A 21,167-nucleotide genomic window follows, 5' to 3' on the forward strand; every position below is an offset into this window, starting at 1 on the left:
CATCCCCACCCGTCGTTTGACACCCCGCCGCCGAAGGCAGTAGAAGGGCGCGGCGTTCGCAGCCCTTGCCAGACGTGTCCTTGCGCGGCACGCCATTCGTCCCTCCCCCTTCCGGTGGAGGGAACTTCAGGAGGTTTCCATGTCCGATGCCATCCATGAAAGGGTGCAGGCCGCCCTCGACAAGGTTCGCCCCTATTTGCAGGGCGACGGCGGCGACGTCGAACTGGTGGAGATTACCGCCGACGGCGTGGTCCGCGTGCGCCTGACAGGCGCCTGCAAGGGCTGCCCCATGTCGCAGCAGACCCTGAAGGGCGGCGTGGAGCGCATGGTGCTGAAGGAAGTGGCCGAGGTGCAGCGCGTAGAGGCCGTGTAGCACCGGCACCGCGCACCGTACCCTTCGCCTTTCCCGCATCCTTTCCGTGACGGGCGCATTCGCGTTCCGGGTTCACGCAGTTTTTTTCGTCACGCAGCCAGGGGCCTGCCCCCTCTGGTAGTCCGGCCCCGACCGGCGGTCCAGCAGTCCGGCAGTCCGGCAGTCCTGCCCAGTCTGGCAGTCCGGCAGCCTGCCGATGCATACCGGCCTGCCTGGTGCGTGCACGTTTTCCACGCCATACCGATACCCGAAGAACGGGGAGAACATCATGACCAAGGTCGTCACGCGCTTCGCGCCGAGCCCCACCGGGCACCTGCACATCGGCGGCGCACGCACCGCCATCTTCAACTGGCTGCTGGCCCGCCATTTCGGCGGCACCTTTTTGCTGCGCATCGAAGACACCGACCAGGAACGCTCGCTGCAAGAGTACACCGACTCCATCCTGGCCTCCATGCGCTGGCTGGGCCTGGACTGGGACGGCGACCTCATCTACCAGAGCAGGCGTTTCGACATCTACAACGGCTACATCGACCGCATGCTGGAAACCGGCCACGCCTACTGGTGCGAATGTTCGCCCGAAGAAGTGGAGCAGATGCGCGAAACGGCGCGCGCGCGCGGCCTGAAGCCCAAGTACGATGGCCGCTGCCGCGAGCGCGGCCTTGGCCCCGGCCCCGGACGTGTGGTGCGCCTGAAGGCCCCGCTGGCCGGGCGCGTGGTGTTCGAGGACATGGTCAAGGGCACCGTGGCCTTCGACGCGGCGGAACTGGACGACATGGTGCTGCGCCGGGCCGACGGGGCGCCCACCTACAACCTGGCCGTGGTGGTGGATGACGCCACCATGGGCGTCACCCACGTGCTGCGCGGCGACGACCATGTGTCCAACACGCCCAAGCAGGTGCTGATTTACCAGGCCCTCGGGCTTGCGCTGCCGATATTCGGCCATGTGCCCATGATCCTTGGCCCGGACAAGAAGAAGCTGTCCAAGCGTCACGGCGCCCGTGCGGTCATCGAATACGAGCAGGACGGCCTGCTGCCCCAGGCGCTGGTGAACTATCTGGTGCGCCTTGGCTGGTCGTTTGGCGACCAGGAAATATTCGCGTTGCAGGAGTTGGTGGAAAAGTTCACCACCGACAACCTGAACAGCGCCCCCGCCGCCTTCGACCCGGACAAGTTGCAGTGGCTGAACGCCCACTACCTGCGCGAAACCCCGGTGGACGATCTGGCCCGCCTGGCCGCGCCCTTCGTGAAGGCAGAAGGCTTCGACGTGGCCCCCGAACGGCTGACCGCGCTGGTGCCCCTGTTCCGCGAGCGTGCCTCGAACCTGGCCGATCTTGCCAGGGTGATGCGCTTCATGCTGGTGGACGCCGCCGCGCTGGAGTACGACCCCGCCGCCGTGACCAAGGCCCTGACCGCAGAGGGCAAGGCCCACGTAACGGCCCTGCGCGGGCTGCTGGAAGCGGCACAGCCCTTCGACAAGCCCGCGCTGGAAAAGGTGGTGCACGACTACGTGGAGCAGGGCGGCCTGAAGTTCAAGCAGGTGGGCCCGCCGCTGCGCGTGGCCCTGGCGGGCTCGCTGGGCGGTCCCGGCCTGCCCGAGATCATGGAAGTGCTGGGCCGGGACGAAACCCTGGCCCGTCTGGACCGGGCGGTTGCACTGAGCTAGCCCCGCACCCGCGCCACTGGCAGCGTGACGCCGTGGCGCCGGTGCGGCGTGGCGCTGCCCAGATGTGGAAGTGCCGTATCCGTGTCGTGGCCGTACCGGGAGCGTACCGTGACCGTGCTGCATTGATGCATGGCAGCCCGCCGTGCTCCGGTTTTTCGCGCACGGCGCACGCAACAAAGACGCCGCGCCGCACATGCCATGACACTGAATCAGAGGCCGGAAGCACTGCTTCCGGCCTCTCTGCATTGTTGCGTACGCCAGGTGCCACACGCGCACCACTGCCGCGCCGGAAGTCCGCCGCAACGTACCGTCGCGGTTTCGGCCCGTGTTGTTTCACCCCGCCCACGCATGGAGTATGCAACGACTGCGCCCCACCCCGGCAGGTAGGGAATCCGGCAAAGCGTCATTTGCTTGTTGACATCGCCATTTGCTCGTCGATAAAGTGTATGACCATCAATGTTGTCGGCCGTCGTCGGGGATCATGGCGCAGCGGCCGGACGCGCAACGGCGGGTGCGGTGTCGCCCGGCGTTGGCGGGACAGTGCCGGGGGGGCCATGTATTCGGGGATTTCGGTCGACCTGTCGGATATGCTGTTGTCCATTTCGGAGGCGCTCGACCTTGCGAGCCCTTCACTGTCGCAGCATCAGTTGCGGGTCGCCTTCGTGGCATGGGAACTGGCCGAGGCGCTGGACCTGCCGCAGAAGGACAAGGAGACGCTGTTCATCGCGTCACTGCTGCACGACGTGGGGGCGCTGTCGCCGGAAGACAAGCTGGATGTGCGCGCCTCGCGTGTGGAAAGCATGGACGAGCATTGCGCCGTGGGCGCGGGGCTGCTGGCGCAGGGACCGGGCCTGGCAGAGGCGGCGGAAGTGGTGCGCCTGCACCACGCCACGCTGCCGGAACTGGAGGCGCACGGCCCCGATCAATGCGTGGGCCTGCTGGCCCAGATCGTCCTGCTGGCCGACACCCTGGAACGGTCCATGGACCGGCGCATTTACGTGCTGCACCAGCACGACGACCTTACCGCAGAAATTCGCCGCATGGCGGGCTGCGCCATTGACCGCCGGGTGGTGGAAGCCTTTCTGCTGGTTTCCGGCCGCGACGAATTCTGGCTGAACCTTGTCTCGCCCCGGCTGTTCACCTTTCTGAGCGAGCGCAACCCCTGCCGTCGCCTGCAACTGGATCTGGACGGCGTGCGCTCGTGGTCGCTGCTGGTGCGCGAGATCATCGACTTCCGCTCGCCGTTCACGGCCACCCATTCCGCAGGGGTTTCCGCATCCGCCGGGGCGCTGGCGCGGGCCTTCGGCCTGCCGGAGCCCGAGGCGCGCCTGCTGGAAATCGCGGGCAACCTGCACGACCTTGGCAAGATGGTGGTGCCCAACGCCATCCTGGAAAAGGCGGGGCCCCTCACCGACGAGGAATTCGCCGTCATGCGCCAGCACACCTATCACACCTATCTGGTGCTCAATTCCATGAAGGGGCTTGGCGGCATTGCCGAATGGGCAGCCTTTCACCACGAGAAGCTCGACGGCTCGGGCTACCCGTTCCGCATCGGCGCGGGCGGACTGAGCATCGGCTCGCGGATCATGGCCGTGGCCGACATGTGCACCGCCCTGGCGGAGGACCGGCCCTACCGCGCGGGCATGCGCCGCGACGAGATCATCGACGTGCTGCGCGACGGGGTGCGACGGGGGTTGCTGGACAAGGCCGTGGTGGCCACGCTGGAGTCGCGGCGGGACGATATCATCGACTACGCCGCTGCGGCACAGGGCAAGGCCCGCAGCAAGTTCACGCGGCATATTCGCCGCTGAGGGCGGGGCCGGGGCACGGACGGTTGCCGCGCAAGAGTGCCCGGCACACGCGAGCCCCCGGCAGGGCGGGGTGTGGCCGCTACGCTGGATGCACAAGGGGACGCCGCGCGGCGTCCCCTTTTCATTGCTTTCCTTTCCGGCCCGCGTGCTACTGCACCGGGTAGCCGCCGTCGCGGCGTTCGTCCCCGCCGCCGGTTCCGCCGGCTCCGTCCCCGTCATCCTCGTCGTCATCATCACCGAGGTCGTCATTGCCGGAATCCTCGTCGTCCAGCAGGGCGGACAGGATGTCCTCGTCAAGGTCGTCGTCGTCGTCATCGTCGTCCGCCTGTCCGGTGGGGCGGTAGGACAGGTCCATGTCCAGCAGGGGGCCGTCGTCCCGGGTCAGGCTGCCCGCCGGGTCGGCGGCAAAGCCGTCGCCCTCGTCGTCGCGGGTGAACATGCGCCAGGTGACGCTGCCGTCGTCGTGCTGTTCGGAGGACACGCGCAGGATGGGGGTTTCCTTCCAGATGTAGATCATGGTGTCGTCGTCCCATATCTCGCACCGCATGTGCGCCGCGATCTCGTGGGCGTCTATGGCGCCGGGGTTCTCGCCCAGTTCCTCCAACTGCTCGCGCAGCAGTTCCTCGACGCGGGCCGCCACCTTGCTGCCGTATTTCATGGAATCGTCTCCTGTGGATGGGGCGCGGTCGCCCGTGGTGATTCACCGCTTACCGCACCCCGCCCCCGGTCGCAACAGGGATGCGCGGGGCAGTCCCCCCGTCCGTGGTAGCGGGTTGCGGATGCTGCCCGTTCTTGCCCCCAGGGCCGACGTGGCCTATGCTGTGCCTAGAGGGCGGACATCGCCCGGCCATACCCAGAGGTACGCCAGTGACCCAGCAGAACCGCCGCATCATCGAGCGCCTGCCCCTTTTCGACGGGCTTTCCGACGCCCAGTTGGAAGGGCTTGCGGGCATCGTGGTGGACCGCCGCGTGGACAAGGGGCAGATGATCTTTTTCGAGTCCTCTCCGGCAGAGGGCTTCTACGTTGTGGCTGAGGGCCGCGTGAAGATATTCAAGACCGCGCCCGACGGGCGCGAGGCCGTGATGCACGTGATGGGCCCCGGCGAAACCTTTGGCGAGGTGGCGGTGTTTCAGGGCGGCACCTTTCCCGCCCACGCCATGGCCGTGGAGAATGCGCGCGTGCTGTTTCTGCCGCGCAAGGGGCTGGTGGACCGCATCACCCGCGACCCCACCCTGGCCATGAACATGCTGGCCGCGCTGTCGCGCAAGCTGCGCGTGTTCACCACCAAGGTGGAATCCCTGACCCTGCACGAGACCCCGCAACGCCTTGCCGCCTATCTGCTGCACGCCAGCGAACTGAAGGGCGATGCCGACACCTTCAGGCTGGACATGGCCAAGGGGGTGCTGGCGGGCATGCTGGGCACCGCACGCGAGACGCTTTCGCGCTGCCTCGGAAAGCTGGCCGAACGCGGGGCCGTTTCCGTGGACGGGCGCGAGGTGACCATTGTTGATCGTGATTATTTGCAGGCCCTGGCAGACGGAGACGAGACACTCTGATGCCCAGGCCGCGTGCGGGGGCATGCGGTCCGGATGATGCCCAGGCCGCGTGTTCCTGCATGCGGCCCGCATGATGCCCCAGACCGCGTGTTCCTGCACGCGGTCCGGATGATGCTTCAGACCGCGTGCGGGGGCATGCGGTCCGCGCCCGTTGCAACGGTTGCACCGTCATGACTGTAGTGACTGGTGCCGCTGTCGTCACCGGCAGCCTTCCTGTACCATGGAGGGCGGCATGGATGGCGGGCGGGCATTGGGCGCTTTCTTCGCCGCGCGCGGCGAATTCGTTCCGGAGGGAACGATGCAACATCCTCAGGCCTATGCCTGGGCACTGGTGCTCATGGTGGCGCTGGCGCTGTGCGCCCTTGCCGTCCTTGTCTTCGCCCTGGGCATGCGCCGGTACCCCGGCATGCTCACCTGGGCCGCAGGCGGCGGCGCGCTGTCGCTGGGCGTCTTCCTGATGCTCATGCAGCGCTCGTGGCCGTATGCCGTTTCGATACTCGGGGCCAACCTGTGCCTCGTGGGGGGCGGTGCGCTGATGGCGGCCGGACTGCGGCAGTTTCTGGGGCTGCGGGTGCCATGGCGTGCCTTCGGCCTGCTGCTGGTGTCGTTGGGCTGCCTGGCCTCGTGGTTCACCTGGGAGCGCTTCAGCGTGCCCGCGCGGGTGCTGGTGTTCAGCGCGCACATGCTGGCGGTGTACGCCGACCTGCTCGTGGTGGCCTGGCGGGCCTATCGCACGGACAGTCCCTGGCCCGCCCTGCTGGTGGTGGGCAGCAATCTGGCCTCGGGCCTGTTCGCCGTGGGGCGGGGCGTGGCGGCGGTGTCCGGGGGGCTGGATGCCCTGTCCTCGGTGTTCATCTGGAAGTTCGTGGCCTACGGGGCCTTCGTGGTGGGGCCGCCCGCCGTGGTGGTGCAGACGGTGGGGTTCCTGCTGCTGGCGGGCTACCGCAGCACACGCGAACTGACGCCCGGCCATGCAGGGCAGCCGGGCCCCACGCCGGACTGAGGGCAGCCGGTGGGTGCGGGGCTATGCGTCACCCCGTGCGGCAGGCAGCAGCACCGTGAAGCGACACCACAACCCCGGCTGCGATTCCACCATGATGTGCCCGCCATGGTTGCGGCTGATGATGAAGTACGACACCGAAAGGCCCAGCCCCGTGCCTTCGCCCGGGGGCTTGGTGGTGTAGAACGGCTCGAACACCCGCACCCGCGTCCGTTCGTCCATGCCCGGACCGTTGTCCTCCACCTGCACGCACACGTACTCCGGGGTGGCCTGTCCGGCGCCCGTTGCCCCGGTTTCGCCGGGGCCCCCACTTCCCCCCATGCCCCGCATGCCGCCTGCATCGCCGATGCCGCCGGGCAGCCCCGGCGCGCCGCGCCGTACGCCCACGCGCAAGGTGATGCACGGTGACTCTCCCTGCGGATAGACCTTTTGCGAAATGGCCTGCGAGGCGTTTTTCAGCAGGTTGAACAGCACCTGTTCGATCTCGGTGGGCGCGCATTCCGCCATGGGGGTACCGGGCGCGTAGTCGCGGATGATGCGGATGTTCCGGAAGTCGTGGCGCTTCTTGAGGTCGTAGTCGTTCTCTGCCAGTTCCACGGCCCGGTCCAGCAGCACCGCCAGGTCGCATTCGGCGCGTTCGGCATCGCTGCGCCGGGCAAAGTCCAGCATGTGCCGCACGATGTCTGCGGCGCGGGCGCAGGCCTCGCGGATGTTGGTCACCAGCCTGGCCAGCCCGCGCAACTCGAAGTAGCGTTGCATCCGTTCCAGGTCCACGCCGGCCATCAGGGCGGCGGCCTCGTTGTCCGGCATGCCGGGCGCAAGACGGCGTTGCAGGTTCTGCGCCGACTGGGCGATGGCCGAGAGGGGATTGTTGATCTCGTGCGCCATGCCTGCGGCCACCCCGCCCACGGACATCATCTTTTCCGTCTGGACCATGATTTCGCGCAGCTTCTTCTGTTCGGTCACGTCGCGGATGATGGCGATGAGCCACGGTTCGCCCCGCAGGGTGAAGCGGCTGAGGGAAATTTCGCAGTCGAAGGGGGTGCCGTCCGCGCGCAGGTGCGTCCATTCGAAGAACTGCGGCACTCCGGCCAGGGCCCTGGCGATGTGCATGCCCTCCTGCTGCAACGTGGGGCCGCCGCGGGGCTGCACGGGCGGCGAAAGGTCGCGCGGGGCCATGGAGGTCAACTGGTCCAGGGGCCTGCCGAACAGTTCGCAGGCCCTGCGGTTGGCATCGCGCACAAGGCCGTCGCGGATCAGGAAAATGGCGTCGTTGGCCGCCTCGAACAGCGCGCGGTACTTGCGTTCGCTCTCGCGCAGTTCTTCTTCGGCGCGCAGCCGTTCCGACACATCGCGCGCGATGCACGAAACATAGGGCACCCCGCCGATGTCGTGGCGCTTCAGGGCCAGTTCCAGCCACAGGTCGGCCCCGTGCGAGGGCTGGCGGATCAGGCGGCGTTCTTCGCCCGCCGCCGTGGGGGGGGCATCGGCCATGTGCCAGGCGCCGGGACGCGGGCCGTCGTGCGGCACGGGGCCTTCCGCGTGACCCGCGAGGCGCGGTTTCCACCCGGCCAGTTCGGGAAACGCCGCCGCCAGGGGGCGGCCGGTCAGGGCTTCCCACGGCAGCCCGGCGAAGCGGCAGGCCGCGCCGTTGGCGTCCAGCACCATCAGGGTTTCGGCGGCCAGCAGCAGCACGCCGTCGCCCGCGCTTTCCAGCAGGGCGCGGAACAGCTCCAATTGCTGAAGGCGCTCCCTCAGTTCCGGGTAATAGCTCTTGCGCGTCGAACCCTGCCCGAGCCCGATGAGCTTTTCCCGCAGGTCGTCAGAGCGCTTCGGCATACAGCTCTTCCAGTTCGCGCGCGTCGAGCGGGGCCGGGTTGGTGGAAAGGCAGGGATCATCCAGCGCCAGACGCGCCAGTTCCGCCAGTTGATCGCGGGTGACCCCGTACTGGGCAAGGCCCTTGTCGAACCCGGCCCTGCGGCGCATGGCGGTAAGCCGGGCGAACAGGGCGTCGCGCACCTCGTCGTTCGGGGCGGCCAGGGCATCCGCCACGCCCAACGCTTCGGCCACGTGGCGGTAGCGCTGCGGTGCCGCCACATAGTTGCGGCGCACCACGAAGGGCAGCAGCAGGGCGTTGCATTCGCCGTGGGGCAGGTCCAGCAGGCCGCCCAGGCTGTGCGACAGGGCGTGCACTGCCCCCAGGATGGCGTTGGAGAAGGCCAGTCCGGCGTTCATGCTGCCAAGGGCCATGCGTGCCCTGGCATCGCGGTTGCCAAGGTCGTCCAGCACGTCGAACAGGGCCGTTCCGATGCCCCGGATGGCCTCCAGCGCGAACATGTCTGTGACGGGGGAGTGCGCGTTGGAGGCGTAGGCCTCCACGGCGTGGGTCAGGGCGTCGAGCCCGGTGGCGGCGGTGAGTTCGCGCGGCTTGGTCAGGGTGGTCAGTGGGTCCACCAGGGCCACGTCGGGCACGTTGGCCTTGCTGACGATGGCGATCTTCACCTTGCGCGGGGTGTCGCGGATGATGGCGAACTGCGAGACGTCGGCGGAGCTGCCCGCCGTGGTGGGCACGCAGACCAGCGGCGGCATGGGCTTGGGGATGGCGTCCACCCCTTCGTAGTTCAGGATGTGGCCGCCGTTGGCCACCACGATGCCGATGCCCTTGGCGCAGTCCATGGGGCTGCCCCCGCCCACGGCCACGATGGCGTTGCATCCTTCGGCGCGGAACACCTCGCTGCCCAGCATCACCTCGGTATCGCGGGGGTTTTCCGAAACCCCCAGAAAGGTCGCGCAGGCGATGCCCGCTTCGCGCAGGGTGCGGGCCACCGTTTCCGTGTGCCCCGCCGCCGCCACGCCCTGGTCGGACACCACGAGGCAGCGCGATGCGCCAAGGTTGCGGGCATGCCGCCCGGCCAGACCGGCCGCGCCGTATCCGAACACGAATTCCGGCGCGACGAACTTGCGCAATTCGTAGTCGTTCATGGAACGTCCTCGTGCCGCCCTGTGCGGCGCCGTTTTCCCCAAAGGCGCCGCGTGTGTTTCCCCGTATTCCCACTGTATGCAAGCCGGGGCCGTTTCGTCACTCTTTTTGTGGGTAAGCTTTGCCAAATGCAAAACTACGTACGGCCCGCGTGGGCGGGCCGTACGTAGTGTGGTTGTGGATGCGGGATTTCGGGCACGACCGCCGCGCAAAAGCCGGCGCGTCAGGCCAGGGGTGTGGGCGCCGGGGCGTCAGGCCAGGGGTGTGGGCGCCGGGGCGTCAGGCCAGGGGTGTGGGCGCTGGCGCGTCAGGCCAGGGGTGTGGGCGCTGGCGCGTCAGGCCAAGGGTGTGGGCGCCGGGGCGCCCTGGCACGTCATGACCATTTCGTTCAGCGGCACGGTGGTGCCGGACAATTCGCGGGCCTTGGTCAGCGCGGCGGTAAGGCCACGGCAGCAGGGCACTTCCATGCGCAGCACGGTCATGGACCGGATGCCGCTGGTGGCCAGTATTTCGGCCAGCCGCTGGGCGTAGGCGTCGGTGTCGTCGAACTTGGGGCAGCCGATGAGCACAACCTTGCCCCTGGCGAAGTGGCTGTGGAACAGGGGTGATGCCGCCGCCGCGCAGTCCGCCGCCACCAGCACGTCGGCATCCTTCAGGTAGGGGGCCGTGGGCGGCACCAGGCGGATCTTCAGCGGCCAGTGGCCAGGGCCGGAAACCGGGCCTTCGGCCACCCCGAACATGGGCGCTTCCGACTTGGCGAAGCTGCGGAGCATGGAGCCGGGGCAACCGCCCTGTCTTCCATGTCCGGCCTGTCTGCCATGCCCGGCCTGCCCGGCCTGTCCGTAGTGTCCGTGCACGCCGTGCCCGTCGGGCCTGGCGTGGGCTGCATGGTGATCGCCGGTGCGGGGTTGGGCGCCGTCGCGCGTGCGTACATGTTCCATGGCCGCCTCTTCGTCGAAGGGCACGGCATCGCGCTGGATGATGCGCAGCGCGCCCTGCGGACAGCTGCCGAGGCATGCGCCAAGGCCGTCGCAAAAGCTGTCGGAAACGATCTTGGCCTTGCCGTCCACGATGGCGATGGCGCCTTCGGCGCAGTCCAGCACGCAGGCACCGCAGCCGTCGCAGCGTTCCTCGTCGATTTCCAGGATGTTCCGGGTGGTCTTCATGTCTGTGGTCCTTGCCTGCGGGTTGGAGCGCGGGCGCCCCCGTGTCGGTTGGGGGCCATGTCAGTGATGTCGGTGATGTCCGGTGATGTCGGGCAGCGTGGCGGTGGTTGCGGTGGCCGTTGCTGATGCACTCGTGATGCGTCGGCGGCTTCGCCGTGGTTCAAATGCGTGCGGGGCGGGAGGGGGCGGCCAGTGCCGCCCCCGAATCCCGTCGTTCCCGCGTGTGGTCGTCTTACCCCAGAATGGCCTTCAGGTCTTCATCCGGAGTGGTGATGGGCTTGATGTTGTAGTTCTGCACCAGGAAGTTCAGCACGTTGGGGGTGATGAACGCGGGCAGTGACGGTCCGAGGCGGATGTCCTTGATACCCAGGGCCAACAGGGTGAGCAGGATGACCACGGCCTTCTGCTCGTACCACGAGAGCACCAGCGACAGGGGCAGGTCGTTCACGCCGCACTCGAAGGCACCGGCAAGGGCCACGGCGATCTGGATGGCCGAGTAGGCATCGTTGCACTGGCCCACGTCCAGCAGGCGCGGAATGCCGCCGATGTCGCCCAGTTCCTTGTCGAAGAAGCGGAACTTGCCGCAGGCCAGCGTGAGCACCACGGTGTCCTTGGGGGTCTTTTCCACGAACTCGGTGTAGTAGTTGCGGCCGGGCTTTGCGCCGTCGCAGCCGCCCACCAGGAAGAAGTGGCGGATGGCGCCGGACTTCACCGCGTCAATGACCTGTCCGGCCACGCCCATGACGGTGTTGCGGCCAAAGCCCACCAGCACGTTCTTGCCGGGCGCGTCATCGGTGAAGCCGGGCATTTCCAGCGCCTTCCTGATCACGGCGGAGAAGTCGTAGTTCTCGCAGTGCACAAGGCCGGGCCAGCCCACGAGGCCGGTGGTGAACACGCGGTCCTTGTACGAATCCTGCGGCTTCTGGATGCAGTTGGTGGTGAACAGGATGGCGCCGGGGAAGGCGGGGAATTCCTTGTGCTGGTTCTGCCAGGCGGTGCCGAAGTGGCCGTGGAAGTGGGCGTACTTCTTCAGTTCCGGATAGCCGTGCGTGGGCAGCATTTCACCGTGGGTGTAAATGTCGATGCCCTTGCCCTCGGTCTGCTTCAAGAGTTCGTGCAGGTCGCGCAGGTCGTGGCCGGAGACGAGGATGCACTTGTTCTTGCGGTGGCCCAGGGGCACCTGGGTGGGCACGGGGTGGCCGTAGGTGCCGGTGTTGCCCGCATCCAGCAGTTCCATGGCGCGCAGGTTGACCTTGCCGCATTCCAGGGCAAGTTCCACCCACTGGCCAAGGTCGCGTTGCACGCCGTCGTACCCGGCGGCCAGGCCCTTGAACAGGAAGGCGAACACTTCGGGGTCGGTCTGGCCCAGCACGGCGGCGTGGTCGGCGTAAGCGGCCAGGCCCTTCATGCCGTAGAGCAGGGTCTGCTTCAGCGAGACGATGTCCGGGTCGCTCTTGTCGGCGGTCAGCGCGGCAATTTCGGCCTGCGCGCCCAGGGCGTCCAGGGTGGCGGCGGGCTGGAACGAGGCCGGGCCGGAGGCGAACGAAACTCCGGCGCGCACGGCCAGGGCCTGGCGGTGCTTGACGATCTCGTTGATGTAGGTCTGGAAGCGGGCCGGGTCGAAGTTGACGTTGGTAAGGGTGGTGAACAGGGCCTTGGCCCCGTAGTGGTCGATGGCGGGATCGACGATGCCCTCCTTGCGGGCTTCCAGGGCCACCAGGGCCAGGCCACGCAGGGCGTAGACGGTCAGATCCTGCAAGGCGGAAACCTCGGGCTGCTTGCCGCACACGCCGATGGTGGTGCAGCCGGTACCCTTGGCGGTCTGTTCACACTGGTTGCAGAACATGGACATGGGGCTCTCCTTTTTCTGGGGTTCACTCTTGTGGCCGGACAGGCCGAACAGGCCTAAAATTTTCGAAAGGACCATGGCTCGCTCCGTCGTGGTTGTGGTTCGGCGGGGCGGCGCCGTCGGGCGGCGCATCCGCCGCATCCGTCGTGGCCATTCGCCCGTCGTTGAGTGCACAATAGTCCGGGGGGCGAAGGCGCGATGTGACGGACGTCAAAACCACGGGGGAATGTGCGCGAAATGCGATTTTTTTCGTGGGGCGGCATGTCCGGCGTACCCGGCCCACGTGATGGGCCGCGCGCCGGAACTGGCGACGACCAGTGTGATGGATCGGGCGATGGGCATGAGGGCATCCCGTCCATGGTAGCGGTTTTGAGGGGGAACGGGAGTATTATTTCGCGTGGTCGGGGCACGGATGGACAATGGCACGGATGGGCAATGGCGCGGAGGAACAAGGGCAGGAAAGGGCACGGGGCGGGCCACCGCACACGACGGGCGGTTTGGCCGCTCCGCATGGCGGCGGCTTTCGTGTGGCTGTCTATGCGGTTGCGTGTGCGCGATAGAAAGTATCGATTTTACCGGAACTTGGCAGGTGGGCTATCCAATGGCGAGCCACCGCGCGTGGCGCAGCTTTTCCAGGAGGCCCCATGCCCGTTGCCCGTCTGGTTGCCGGAGTGGATGTGGGCTCCACAGCCGCCAAGGCCGTGGTGCTCGACACCGCCTCGCGCATCGTAGTGGGTGTGGCCGTCACCCCCACCGGCTGGAACCCCCGCGATACCGGCGAGGCCGTGCTGCACGCCGCCCTGCGCGAGGCCGGAACCGACCGTGACGCCTTGATCCGCGTGGTGGGCACCGGCTATGGCCGCATCTCCCTGCCCTTCCTGCACCGCACCGTTACCGAAATTACCTGCCATGCGCGCGGCGCGCATCATCTTGCGCCCGATACCCGCACCGTGCTTGACGTGGGCGGGCAGGACAGCAAGGTGGTGGCCGTGGACGAGCGCGGCAACGTGCGCGACTTCGTCATGAACGACAAGTGCGCTGCCGGTACCGGGCGTTTCCTGCAGGTCATGACCGGCGTGCTCGACATGTCTCTGGACGAACTTGGCGATGCCGCCCTGCGTGGCACCCCCGTGCCGCTCAACAGCATGTGCGCCGTGTTTGCCGAAACCGAGGTCATCGGCCTCATCGCCCAGGGCGTCTCCAAGGACGACCTGGCCGCCTCCATCGTGGCCTCCGTGGCCCGCCGCCTGAAAGCCCTGACCGGCCGCGTGCCCCTTGTGCCCGGCTGCGCCTTTACCGGCGGCCTTGCCACCAACCCCGCCTTTGCCCGCATTTTTTCCGATACCCTCGGCCTTGCCGTCACCGTGTCCGACATGCCCCAGGCCACCGGGGCTCTTGGCGCCGCCCTCATCGCGGCGCAGGACGTGGCAGCGGGGTAGCTGCGGAAAGAAGTTCTGACGGGGGAAGGGCGAACATCACAATGTTCTAAAGGGACGATCTGCACCACGGGAATGGTGCGGCCCAATTGAAAAGTTTGGGAGGAGCGTCAGCCGTTACACGAGCGCGAAGCGTGAGTGTTACGGATGACGACAGCAGGGATTGGGGGTCCGGGGGAAGGAACCTTTTCCAAAAGGTTCCTTCCCCCGGATTCGGATAGCTAACGCTCAAATCCGAAAGGAGCAGGCACATGACGTGGGAGAGCATCGAGCGGCTGAAGACGGCGGCGGAACGCAATGCCCTGGCCATCAGCGAGGTCAAGGCGGCGGGCCGCAAGGTGGTGGGGCTGTACTGTCTGTACTCGCCGGCGGAAATTGCGCTGGCGGCGGGCGCGGTGCCGGTGGTGCTGTGCGGCACGCGCAACGACCCCATTGCCACGGCCGAGCAGGTGCTGCCGCGCAACCTGTGCCCGCTCATCAAGAGCAGCTTCGGGTTCGCCATGGAAGGTTCGTGCCCGTACCTTTCGGCGGCGGACCTGGTGGTGGCGGACACCACCTGTGACGGCAAGAAGAAGATGTTCGAACTGCTGGGCGAGATGAAGCCCGTGCACCTCTTGCACCTGCCGTCCACGCCGGGCGACGAGGCCTTGCCCTTCTGGCGTGAGCAACTGGCGGGCCTGGTGAAGCGGGTAGAGAACGACTTCGGGGTGACCATCACCGACCAGAACCTGACCGACGCCATCAAGCTGGCCAACCGCGAGCGGCGCGCGCTAAAGGCGCTGATGGACCTGCCGCAGATGGAACCGGCCCCGGTGACCGGCATGCAGATGCTGGAAATGCTCTTCAAGCTCGGGTTCTTCCCTGACCGCGAAACCATCATCGAACTGGCCGAAGGCGTGGTGAACGAGGTGCAGGCGGCGGCCGAGGCCGGAACGCTGCCCGAACGCAAGGGCGGCCCGCGCATCCTGCTGACCGGGGTGCCCGTGGGCATGGGCTCGCACAAGGTGGTGCGGCTCATCGAGGAATGCGGCGGCCAGGTGGTGTGCATGGAAAACTGCACCGGCTACAAGAAGGCCGACCTGGTGGCCGAGACGGGCGACCCGCTTACCGCGCTGGCGCGCCGCTACCTGTCCACGCCGTGTTCGGTCATGGCGCCCAATCAGGGCCGCTTCGACCTGCTGGAACAACTGGTGGCCGACTTCCTGCCGCACGGCGTGGTGGACCTGACCTGGCAGGCCTGCCACACCTACAACGTGGAGGCGTACAAGGTGCGCAACTTCCTGCGCGACAAGTTCGACCTGCCCAGCCTGCACATCGAGACGGATTATTCCGAGGCCGACGCCGAACAGCTCAAGGTGCGCATTGAGGCGTTTCTGGAGATGATCGGCTAAAATCGTGGCTGGAGCAGCATGGGCAGTTGCCCGTGTCCGCCGCAGCAAGAATACACAAGGGGCCGTCCGCAAGGGGCGGCCCCTTTGCCGTGCCTGACGGTGTGCCTGACGGCGTACACAACGACATCGCCCCCATGGGTATTCGCGTGCGGCGCGAACCCCGAGGGGGCGATGAGGGGTGCCGGGACGGACACCCGACGGAAGCGAGGAGCGGAATGCCTCCGGCGGAAGGGCGTCGTGCACGCGGTCGTGCCCGTCCCGGCGGGGTGTTGCGTTGCGGACCGCCGCACCCCGTGATTACGTCGTGATTCGCCGCGCAGTGCGCGCGGCGCTACAGTTCCACCTGCGCGCCGATTTCGATGACCCGCCCCGGCGGAATGCCGAAGAAGGTGGTGGCGTTCCAGGCGTTGCGCGACATGAAGGCGAACAGCGCCTTGCGCCACCCCGCCATGCGGTTTCCGCTGCCGATGAGCAGGGTTTCGCGGCCCACGAAGAAGGTGGTGGTTTCCATACGCATGGGCAGGCCGCGCGCGGCGGCAAGCTGCACCAGTTCGGGCACGCGCGGGGTCTGCATGAAGCCGTAGCGGGCCACCATGCGGTGAAAGCCTTCGCCCAGGTTGTGCACCACCAGCCGGTCGGGCCGCGGCACGAAGGGAGACGGCTCGGCCACTATGGTCAGCAGCACCACCGTCTGGTGCAGGGTGTGGTTGTGCTTGTAGTGGTGCAGCAGGGGCAGCGGCGTGCCTGTGGGGTTCACGGACATGAACACCGCCGTGCCCGGCACGCGCAGGGGCTTGGTGCGGCGCACTCCGTCAAGGAAGGTGCCGAAGGGTACCGAGGCGGCGGCAAAGCGGACGGAAAGGGCGGCCCGGCCATCGCGCCAAGTCAGCATCAGGACCATGATGCCGATGGCCAGCAGCAGGGTGAACCAGCCGCCGTCCATGATCTTGAGCAGGTTGGCGGACAGGAACGCTGCGTCGAAGGCCAGGAACAGCGCCACCAGCGGCAGGGCCTGCCAGGCCCGCCAGCCCCAGCGCTGGCGCGCCACGGCGTAGTACAGCAGAGAGGTCATGCCCATGGTGGCGGTGACGGCGATGCCGTAGGCCCCGGCCAGGCGGCTGGATTCGCGGAAGGCCAGCACCAGCCCCACGCAGGCGATCATCAGCAGCCAGTTCACGCCGGGCAGGTAGATTTGGCCGCGCGTTTCCTCCGAGGTGTGGATGATGCGCATGCGCGGCACGAAGCCCAACTGGATGCCTTGCTGCGTCAGCGAATACACGCCGGATATCATGGCCTGCGAGGCGATGACCGTGGCCACCGTGGACAGCGCCACCATGGGGTACAGCAGCGGGCGCGGCACCAGCGCGAAAAACGGGTTGAAGGACAGGGCCGGGTCGGCCAGCAGCATGGCGCCCTGGCCCAGGTAGTTGCACATCAGCGCCGGGAAGACCACGGCCATCCACGAAAGGCGGATGGGCCGGGCGCCAAAGTGCCCCATGTCGGCGTACAGCGCCTCGCCCCCGGTGATGCACAGCACCACCGACCCCAGCACAACGATGCCGTGCAGGTTGTTTTCGATGAAGAACCGCACGGCATAGGTCGGGCTGATGGCGGCGAACACCTGCGGGTTGCGCAGCGCGGCCACAAGGCCCAGCGCGGCGATGGCCGCAAACCACACCACCATTACCGGGCCGAACACCCTGCCGATGCGTTCCGTGCCGTGCCGCTGGGCCATGAACAGCCCCACCAGCACGCCGATGGTGATGGGCAGCACGAAGGGCGCGGCGGCCTCGGTGGCCACCTCCAGCCCCTCCACGGCGGACAGCACCGAGATGGCCGGGGTGATCACCCCGTCGCCGTACAGCAGCGCGGCACCGAAAATGCCCACCACCGGCAGCAGGCGCCGAAAGCGCGAGACGGCAGGGGCGGGGGCGGGCTTCGCCGTGCCGCCCGGGGTCGTGTCGTCGCTGCCGGGGACCTGCCGGGGCGCGCCGTCTCGGGCACCGTCGCGCAGGAGGGCCAGCAGGGCGAAGATGCCGCCTTCGCCGTCGTTGTCGGCGCGCATGATGAACAGCACGTACTTGAGGGTGACCACCACGGTCAGCGCCCAGAACACCAGCGAAAGCACCCCCAGAATGTTGGTGGGCGTCACCGGCAGGGCATGCAGGCCGTGAAAGCATTCCTTGATGGCGTAGAGCGGGCTGGTGCCGATGTCGCCGTACACCACGCCCAGCGCGGCAAGGGCCAGCGGCAGCAGGCGGTTGGCGCCGTGGGTGGGTTGGGTGGCGCCGGGTTCGATGAACGGCGCGGGCGAAGCGGAGGCGCCGGAAGGCGCGAAGGATGCGGAAATGGGTTCTTGTGTGGACATGTGCTCATGACCGGCAACGGGCGCGGACCCGGCACAAGGCACGGGCGATGCGCCCCCGGTGACGGAGGCTTGCGGGGCGGTGTGCCCTGTGGTGGCGGAGGAGGCGGACGAAGGCGCAGCGGCATCGGGGCGCGGCAAGGCGCACGCGGTGCCGTCCGGCATGCTGCCGGACGCGGCTTCGCCCAACGGAACGGGACCGGTGGACATGAGGCCTCCGAAAAGGGTGGGGAAAGCTTCCCCCACCCCGAGGCCTGTCCGTCCGGCAGTGGCCGCCCGCTGCACGACAGCGGTACGGATGCACGGAGGTGCTCGGAGGGGTGCTCTCCCTTCGACGCCTGCGAGGTTAGCTGACGGGCTCGGGCCGAAGAGATTGCCCTACGCCTTGCGGCGATGCGCCCCGTACCGGGTGACCGGCTGTTGGGTCCCCCGCTTCCGCCCCCAGGGCGGAACTCGGCGATTTCGACGAGGGGCTACGCCTGTCCGCGTGCGCTGTCAATGGGGGGCGAATGCCTTGTGCCGCAAGGCATTGCAGGCGTGTGAAGCAAGGGGGCGTGGTTCGTGAAGGGGGGCAGGGCAGGGCGGGGCGGAAGCGGGCGCAACGCGACGCCCCGGCGAAAGGGCGGGGCGCTTGCGCGTACTGTTGTCAGGGGGCTGTGCCGGTCATATAGTTGAACGCGCACGCGCGAGCAGGGCATGGTTGGTGGGCTTGCGTGCATCCGGAGCGCAACCGGTCAGACATGTGGTCAGGCGTCCGGAGCGCATCTGGGTGGGCGGCAGCGCCCCCGGCGGGAGTTTTTCCATTTTTTCGGGCATCGCCAAAGAAACCGCTTGACGGTGACGGCGTGCACATGTAGATACCCCTCCTGCCTCGCAGGTGTAGGCGCGTAGCTCAGGGGGAGAGCACTTCCTTGACACGGAAGGGGTCAGCAGTTCAAATCTGCTCGTGCCTACCACACCGAAAGCCCAGAGAGGGAGGTTCCGGCCTCCCTTTCTTGTTATGGTGCGCGCGGTTGCAACAACAAACTCACCGAGGAGATTCGGCGTGAACGTGACCATCGAAGGACAGGTGTTCGACGTGCAGTCCGGCGTCTCCTGCCGTGACGCCCTCAAGGGCGCCCTGAGCGGGAAGAAATTCAAGAATGTCGTAGCCTGCCGCTGCAACGGCACCCCGCTCGACCTTACCGCCACCGTGCCCGCCGACACCACCACCATCGAACCGGTCTTCGCCGATTCGCCGGAAGGCATCGAGCTCATCCGCCACTCCGCCGCGCACATCATGGCGGAAGCGGTGCAGAAGCTGTTTCCCGGCGTCAAGGTGACCATCGGCCCCGCCATCGACACCGGGTTCTACTACGATTTCGACTACGAGCGCCCCTTCTCCGTGGACGACCTCGAAGCCATCGAGGCGGAAATGCAGAAGATCGTGGCTGCCGCGCATCCCTTCTCGCGCACCGAAATGACCAAGGACGAGGCCGTGGCCCTGTTCGAGGGTATGGGAGAGACCTACAAGGTCGAGATCGTGCGCGACATTCCGGCAGACACGGTGTCCGTGTACCGCAGCGGCGACTTCGTGGACCTGTGTCGCGGCCCGCACATTCCCGATACCAGCTTCGTTAAGGCGTTCAAGCTGTTGTCCGTGGCCGGGGCCTACTGGCGCGGCGACGAGAAGAACCGCATGCTTTCGCGCGTGTACGGCACTGCCTTCGCCGATCCCAAGGCCCTGAAGGATTACCTGCACCAGATCGAAGAGGCCAAGCGCCGCGACCACCGCAAGCTGGGCCAGCAGCTGGATCTGTTCGCCTTCCACGAGGATGTCGCCCCCGGCATGGTCTACTGGCATCCCAAGGGCATGCTGCTGCGCACCATCCTCGAGGACTTCCTGCGCAAGGAACACCTGAAGCGCGGGTATGAACTGGTGCAGGGGCCGCAGCTTCTGCGCCGCGAGGTGTGGGAAAAGTCGGGCCACTACGAAAATTACCGCGAAAACATGTACTTCACTGTCATCGACGACAACGCCTATGGCGTGAAGCCCATGAACTGCGTCTCGCACATGCTCATCTACAAGAGCCACCTGCGCAGCTACCGCGACCTGCCGCGCCGCATGTTCGAGCTGGGCGTGGTGCACCGCCACGAAAAATCGGGCGTGCTGCACGGCCTTTTGCGCGTGCGCCAGTTCACCCAGGACGATGCCCACATCCTGTGCCGCCCCGACCAGCTGGAAGCCGAAATCATCGGCGTCATCGGCCTTGTGCGCGACCTGATGGGCCTGTTCGGGTTCGACTACCGCATCGTCATCTCCACCCGGCCGGAAAAGTCCATCGGCTCGGACGAGGACTGGGACCGCGCCACCAACGCGCTCATCGGCGCGGTGGCCACGGCGGGGCTTGCGTATACCATCAACGAGGGTGACGGCGCCTTCTATGGCCCCAAGATCGACATCAAGGTCACGGACGCCATTGGCCGCGAGTGGCAGCTGTCCACGATCCAGGTCGATTTCACCTTGCCTGACCGATTCGACTTGGTGTACATCGGGCAGGATGGCGAGCGCCATCGCCCGGTCATGGTCCACAGGGCCATCCTGGGTTCGCTCGAACGCTTCATAGGCGTGCTTACAGAACATTTTGCCGGGGCCTTTCCCACGTGGATCGTCCCCGTTCAGGCGCGCCTTCTGACCGTCACCGACGCCCAGAACGACTTCGCCATGGGTGCGCGTGACCAGCTTGCGGCCGCCGGCCTTCGGGTAGAGGCCGATACGCGCAACGAAAAGCTGGGCTACAAGGTCCGCGAAGCCCAGTTGGAAAAGATCCCTTACATCCTCGTGGTGGGGGACAAGGAAGTGGAGGCCGGGGGCGTCAACGTGCGGTTGCGCAGTGGCGAAAACCTTGGCCTCAAGACCCTTGCCGAAGTGGCGGAAATGATCAAGGCGGACTGCCAGGAACCGTTCAAACGTGGAGGAATGAGCTATAGCTTCTCCTAACAACAGGATGCGCCGCGATATCCCGCAGGACACCGTGCGGCGCAATGAACAGGTCCGTGCCCGCGAAGTGCGGGTCATCGGAGCGGACGGCGAACAACTCGGCATTTTGTCGCGCAACGACGCCATCGCGCACGCCAAGGAGCTGGGCCTCGACCTCGTCGAGGTGGCCGCCACGGCCGATCCGCCCGTGTGCCGCGTGATGGACTACGGGCGCTTCAAGTACGAGCAGCAGAAGAAGAAGGCCGAGGCGAAGAAGAACCAGACCGTGATCCAGATCAAGGAAATCAAGGTCCGGCCCAAGACGGATGACCATGACTACGACACCAAGGTCAGGCACATCCGCCGCTTCATCGAGGAAGGCGACCGCTGCAAGGTCACCGTCTTCTTCCGCGGACGCGAAATCGTCCACAAGGATCGCGGCCAGTCCATTCTCGACCGTATCGTCGAGGATACCAAGGACATCGCCAAGATGGACCAGGAGGCCCGCGCCGAAGGCCGCACCCTGTTCATGATGCTCGCTCCGCTGCCGAAGAAATAGGCCGCATCGGCCCTTGCTTCCGGCGCGTTTTTATCGCATTATGCCCCCTCTCGCCGG

15 protein-coding genes, 1 tRNA gene and 1 riboswitch are annotated in these 21,167 nt (G+C 67.0%); of the genes, 10 read left to right on the forward strand and 6 right to left on the reverse strand.

Translation table 11 applies throughout. The annotated features are described in order from the left end of the window. Positions 1-139 precede the first annotated feature (139 nt). The 3 genes from ABWO17_RS14990 (at position 140) to ABWO17_RS15000 (ending at position 3,847) form a co-directional block, all read left to right on the forward strand. Complete coding sequence (locus ABWO17_RS14990; RefSeq protein WP_353119926.1) at positions 140-373, forward strand: NifU family protein; 234 nt, start codon at positions 140-142, stop codon at positions 371-373. Between the two features lie 268 nt (positions 374-641). After that, positions 642-2,036 carry a glutamate--tRNA ligase gene (gene gltX / locus ABWO17_RS14995; protein WP_353119928.1) on the forward strand — a complete coding sequence of 465 codons (1,395 nt, stop codon included), beginning with the start codon at positions 642-644 and terminating at the stop codon, positions 2,034-2,036. Positions 2,037-2,590: 554 nt separating this feature from the next. After that, a complete protein-coding gene (locus ABWO17_RS15000; protein ID WP_353119930.1) occupies positions 2,591-3,847 on the forward strand; it encodes an HD-GYP domain-containing protein in 1,257 nt (418 codons plus the stop codon). A 148-nt stretch (positions 3,848-3,995) separates the two neighbouring features. Here ABWO17_RS15000 and ABWO17_RS15005 read toward each other — a convergent pair whose 3' ends face one another. Continuing rightward, entirely contained in the window at positions 3,996-4,505 is a 510-nt protein-coding gene (locus ABWO17_RS15005) for a hypothetical protein (protein WP_353119932.1), read from the reverse strand. A gap of 209 nt (positions 4,506-4,714) precedes the next feature. On the opposite strand from ABWO17_RS15005, the gene ABWO17_RS15010 reads away from it, so the two are divergent. Both ABWO17_RS15010 and ABWO17_RS15015 read left to right on the forward strand, forming a co-directional pair. Further along, complete coding sequence (locus ABWO17_RS15010; protein WP_167124476.1) at positions 4,715-5,404, forward strand: Crp/Fnr family transcriptional regulator; 690 nt, start codon at positions 4,715-4,717, stop codon at positions 5,402-5,404. A gap of 298 nt (positions 5,405-5,702) precedes the next feature. Beyond that, a complete protein-coding gene (locus ABWO17_RS15015) occupies positions 5,703-6,407 on the forward strand; it encodes a hypothetical protein (protein WP_353119934.1) in 705 nt (234 codons plus the stop codon). 21 nt (positions 6,408-6,428) lie between these two features. Here the strand turns inward: ABWO17_RS15015 and ABWO17_RS15020 are convergent, their stop codons facing one another. The 4 genes from ABWO17_RS15020 to hcp form a co-directional block, all read right to left on the reverse strand. Next, positions 6,429-8,243 carry a PAS domain-containing sensor histidine kinase gene (locus ABWO17_RS15020; RefSeq protein WP_353119936.1) on the reverse strand — a complete coding sequence of 605 codons (1,815 nt, stop codon included), beginning with the start codon at positions 8,241-8,243 and terminating at the stop codon, positions 6,429-6,431. Next, the gene (gene ercA / locus ABWO17_RS15025) at positions 8,227-9,387 is read right to left on the reverse strand and encodes an alcohol dehydrogenase-like regulatory protein ErcA (RefSeq protein ID WP_353119937.1); all 1,161 of its coding nucleotides are present in this window, start codon (positions 9,385-9,387) and stop codon (positions 8,227-8,229) included. Before ercA ends, ABWO17_RS15020 begins: the two co-directional genes overlap by 17 nt. Before the next feature lie 333 nt (positions 9,388-9,720). Then, positions 9,721-10,551, reverse strand: a complete 831-nt coding sequence (locus ABWO17_RS15030) for an ATP-binding protein (RefSeq protein WP_353119939.1) — start codon at positions 10,549-10,551, stop codon at positions 9,721-9,723. Positions 10,552-10,783: 232 nt separating this feature from the next. Further along, positions 10,784-12,397: a hydroxylamine reductase gene (hcp, locus tag ABWO17_RS15035; RefSeq protein ID WP_353120057.1), complete on the reverse strand. Its 1,614-nt coding sequence runs from the start codon at positions 12,395-12,397 to the stop codon at positions 10,784-10,786. A gap of 647 nt (positions 12,398-13,044) precedes the next feature. On the opposite strand from hcp, the gene ABWO17_RS15040 reads away from it, so the two are divergent. Both ABWO17_RS15040 and ABWO17_RS15045 read left to right on the forward strand, forming a co-directional pair. Then, on the forward strand, positions 13,045-13,839 hold the full coding sequence (locus ABWO17_RS15040; RefSeq protein ID WP_353119941.1) for an acyl-CoA dehydratase activase: 795 nt from the start codon (positions 13,045-13,047) through the stop codon (positions 13,837-13,839). 248 nt (positions 13,840-14,087) lie between these two features. Continuing rightward, positions 14,088-15,227, forward strand: a complete 1,140-nt coding sequence (locus ABWO17_RS15045; RefSeq protein ID WP_353119943.1) for a double-cubane-cluster-containing anaerobic reductase — start codon at positions 14,088-14,090, stop codon at positions 15,225-15,227. Positions 15,228-15,558: 331 nt separating this feature from the next. Here the strand turns inward: ABWO17_RS15045 and kup are convergent, their stop codons facing one another. Beyond that, positions 15,559-17,595, reverse strand: a complete 2,037-nt coding sequence (gene kup, locus ABWO17_RS15050) for a potassium uptake protein (RefSeq protein ID WP_353120059.1) — start codon at positions 17,593-17,595, stop codon at positions 15,559-15,561. Positions 17,596-17,912: 317 nt separating this feature from the next. After that, positions 17,913-18,061, reverse strand: a riboswitch (cyclic di-AMP (ydaO/yuaA leader). 412 nt (positions 18,062-18,473) lie between these two features. On the opposite strand from kup, the gene ABWO17_RS15055 reads away from it, so the two are divergent. From ABWO17_RS15055 to infC, 3 genes are all read left to right on the forward strand, one after another. Then, positions 18,474-18,548, forward strand: a tRNA-Val gene (locus ABWO17_RS15055). A gap of 89 nt (positions 18,549-18,637) precedes the next feature. Continuing rightward, positions 18,638-20,572, forward strand: coding sequence for a threonine--tRNA ligase (gene thrS / locus ABWO17_RS15060; protein WP_353119945.1), 1,935 nt, complete (start codon positions 18,638-18,640; stop codon positions 20,570-20,572). Positions 20,573-20,579: 7 nt separating this feature from the next. After that, positions 20,580-21,110: a translation initiation factor IF-3 gene (gene infC / locus ABWO17_RS15065; RefSeq protein ID WP_012612127.1), complete on the forward strand. Its 531-nt coding sequence runs from the start codon at positions 20,580-20,582 to the stop codon at positions 21,108-21,110. Positions 21,111-21,167: the final 57 nt, after the last annotated feature.

The organism is Nitratidesulfovibrio sp. (assembly GCF_040373385.1).
In the GTDB taxonomy this organism is placed as follows: domain Bacteria; phylum Desulfobacterota; class Desulfovibrionia; order Desulfovibrionales; family Desulfovibrionaceae; genus Cupidesulfovibrio.

What these genes read in the sequence shown, in the direction of transcription:
- infC (WP_012612127.1), top strand. Translation starts at nt 20,580, where the DNA reads ATGCGCCGCGATATCCCGCAGGACACCGTGCGGCGCAATGAACAGGTC.
- gltX (WP_353119928.1), top strand. Translation starts at nt 642, where the DNA reads ATGACCAAGGTCGTCACGCGCTTCGCGCCGAGCCCCACCGGGCACCTG.
- ABWO17_RS15030 (WP_353119939.1), bottom strand. Translation starts at nt 10,551, where the DNA reads ATGAAGACCACCCGGAACATCCTGGAAATCGACGAGGAACGCTGCGAC.
- ABWO17_RS15040 (WP_353119941.1), top strand. Translation starts at nt 13,045, where the DNA reads ATGCCCGTTGCCCGTCTGGTTGCCGGAGTGGATGTGGGCTCCACAGCC.
- ABWO17_RS15045 (WP_353119943.1), top strand. Translation starts at nt 14,088, where the DNA reads ATGACGTGGGAGAGCATCGAGCGGCTGAAGACGGCGGCGGAACGCAAT.
- ABWO17_RS15020 (WP_353119936.1), bottom strand. Translation starts at nt 8,243, where the DNA reads ATGCCGAAGCGCTCTGACGACCTGCGGGAAAAGCTCATCGGGCTCGGG.
- kup (WP_353120059.1), bottom strand. Translation starts at nt 17,595, where the DNA reads ATGTCCACACAAGAACCCATTTCCGCATCCTTCGCGCCTTCCGGCGCC.
- ABWO17_RS15015 (WP_353119934.1), top strand. Translation starts at nt 5,703, where the DNA reads ATGCAACATCCTCAGGCCTATGCCTGGGCACTGGTGCTCATGGTGGCG.
- ABWO17_RS15000 (WP_353119930.1), top strand. Translation starts at nt 2,591, where the DNA reads ATGTATTCGGGGATTTCGGTCGACCTGTCGGATATGCTGTTGTCCATT.
- ercA (WP_353119937.1), bottom strand. Translation starts at nt 9,387, where the DNA reads ATGAACGACTACGAATTGCGCAAGTTCGTCGCGCCGGAATTCGTGTTC.
- hcp (WP_353120057.1), bottom strand. Translation starts at nt 12,397, where the DNA reads ATGTTCTGCAACCAGTGTGAACAGACCGCCAAGGGTACCGGCTGCACC.
- ABWO17_RS14990 (WP_353119926.1), top strand. Translation starts at nt 140, where the DNA reads ATGTCCGATGCCATCCATGAAAGGGTGCAGGCCGCCCTCGACAAGGTT.
- ABWO17_RS15005 (WP_353119932.1), bottom strand. Translation starts at nt 4,505, where the DNA reads ATGAAATACGGCAGCAAGGTGGCGGCCCGCGTCGAGGAACTGCTGCGC.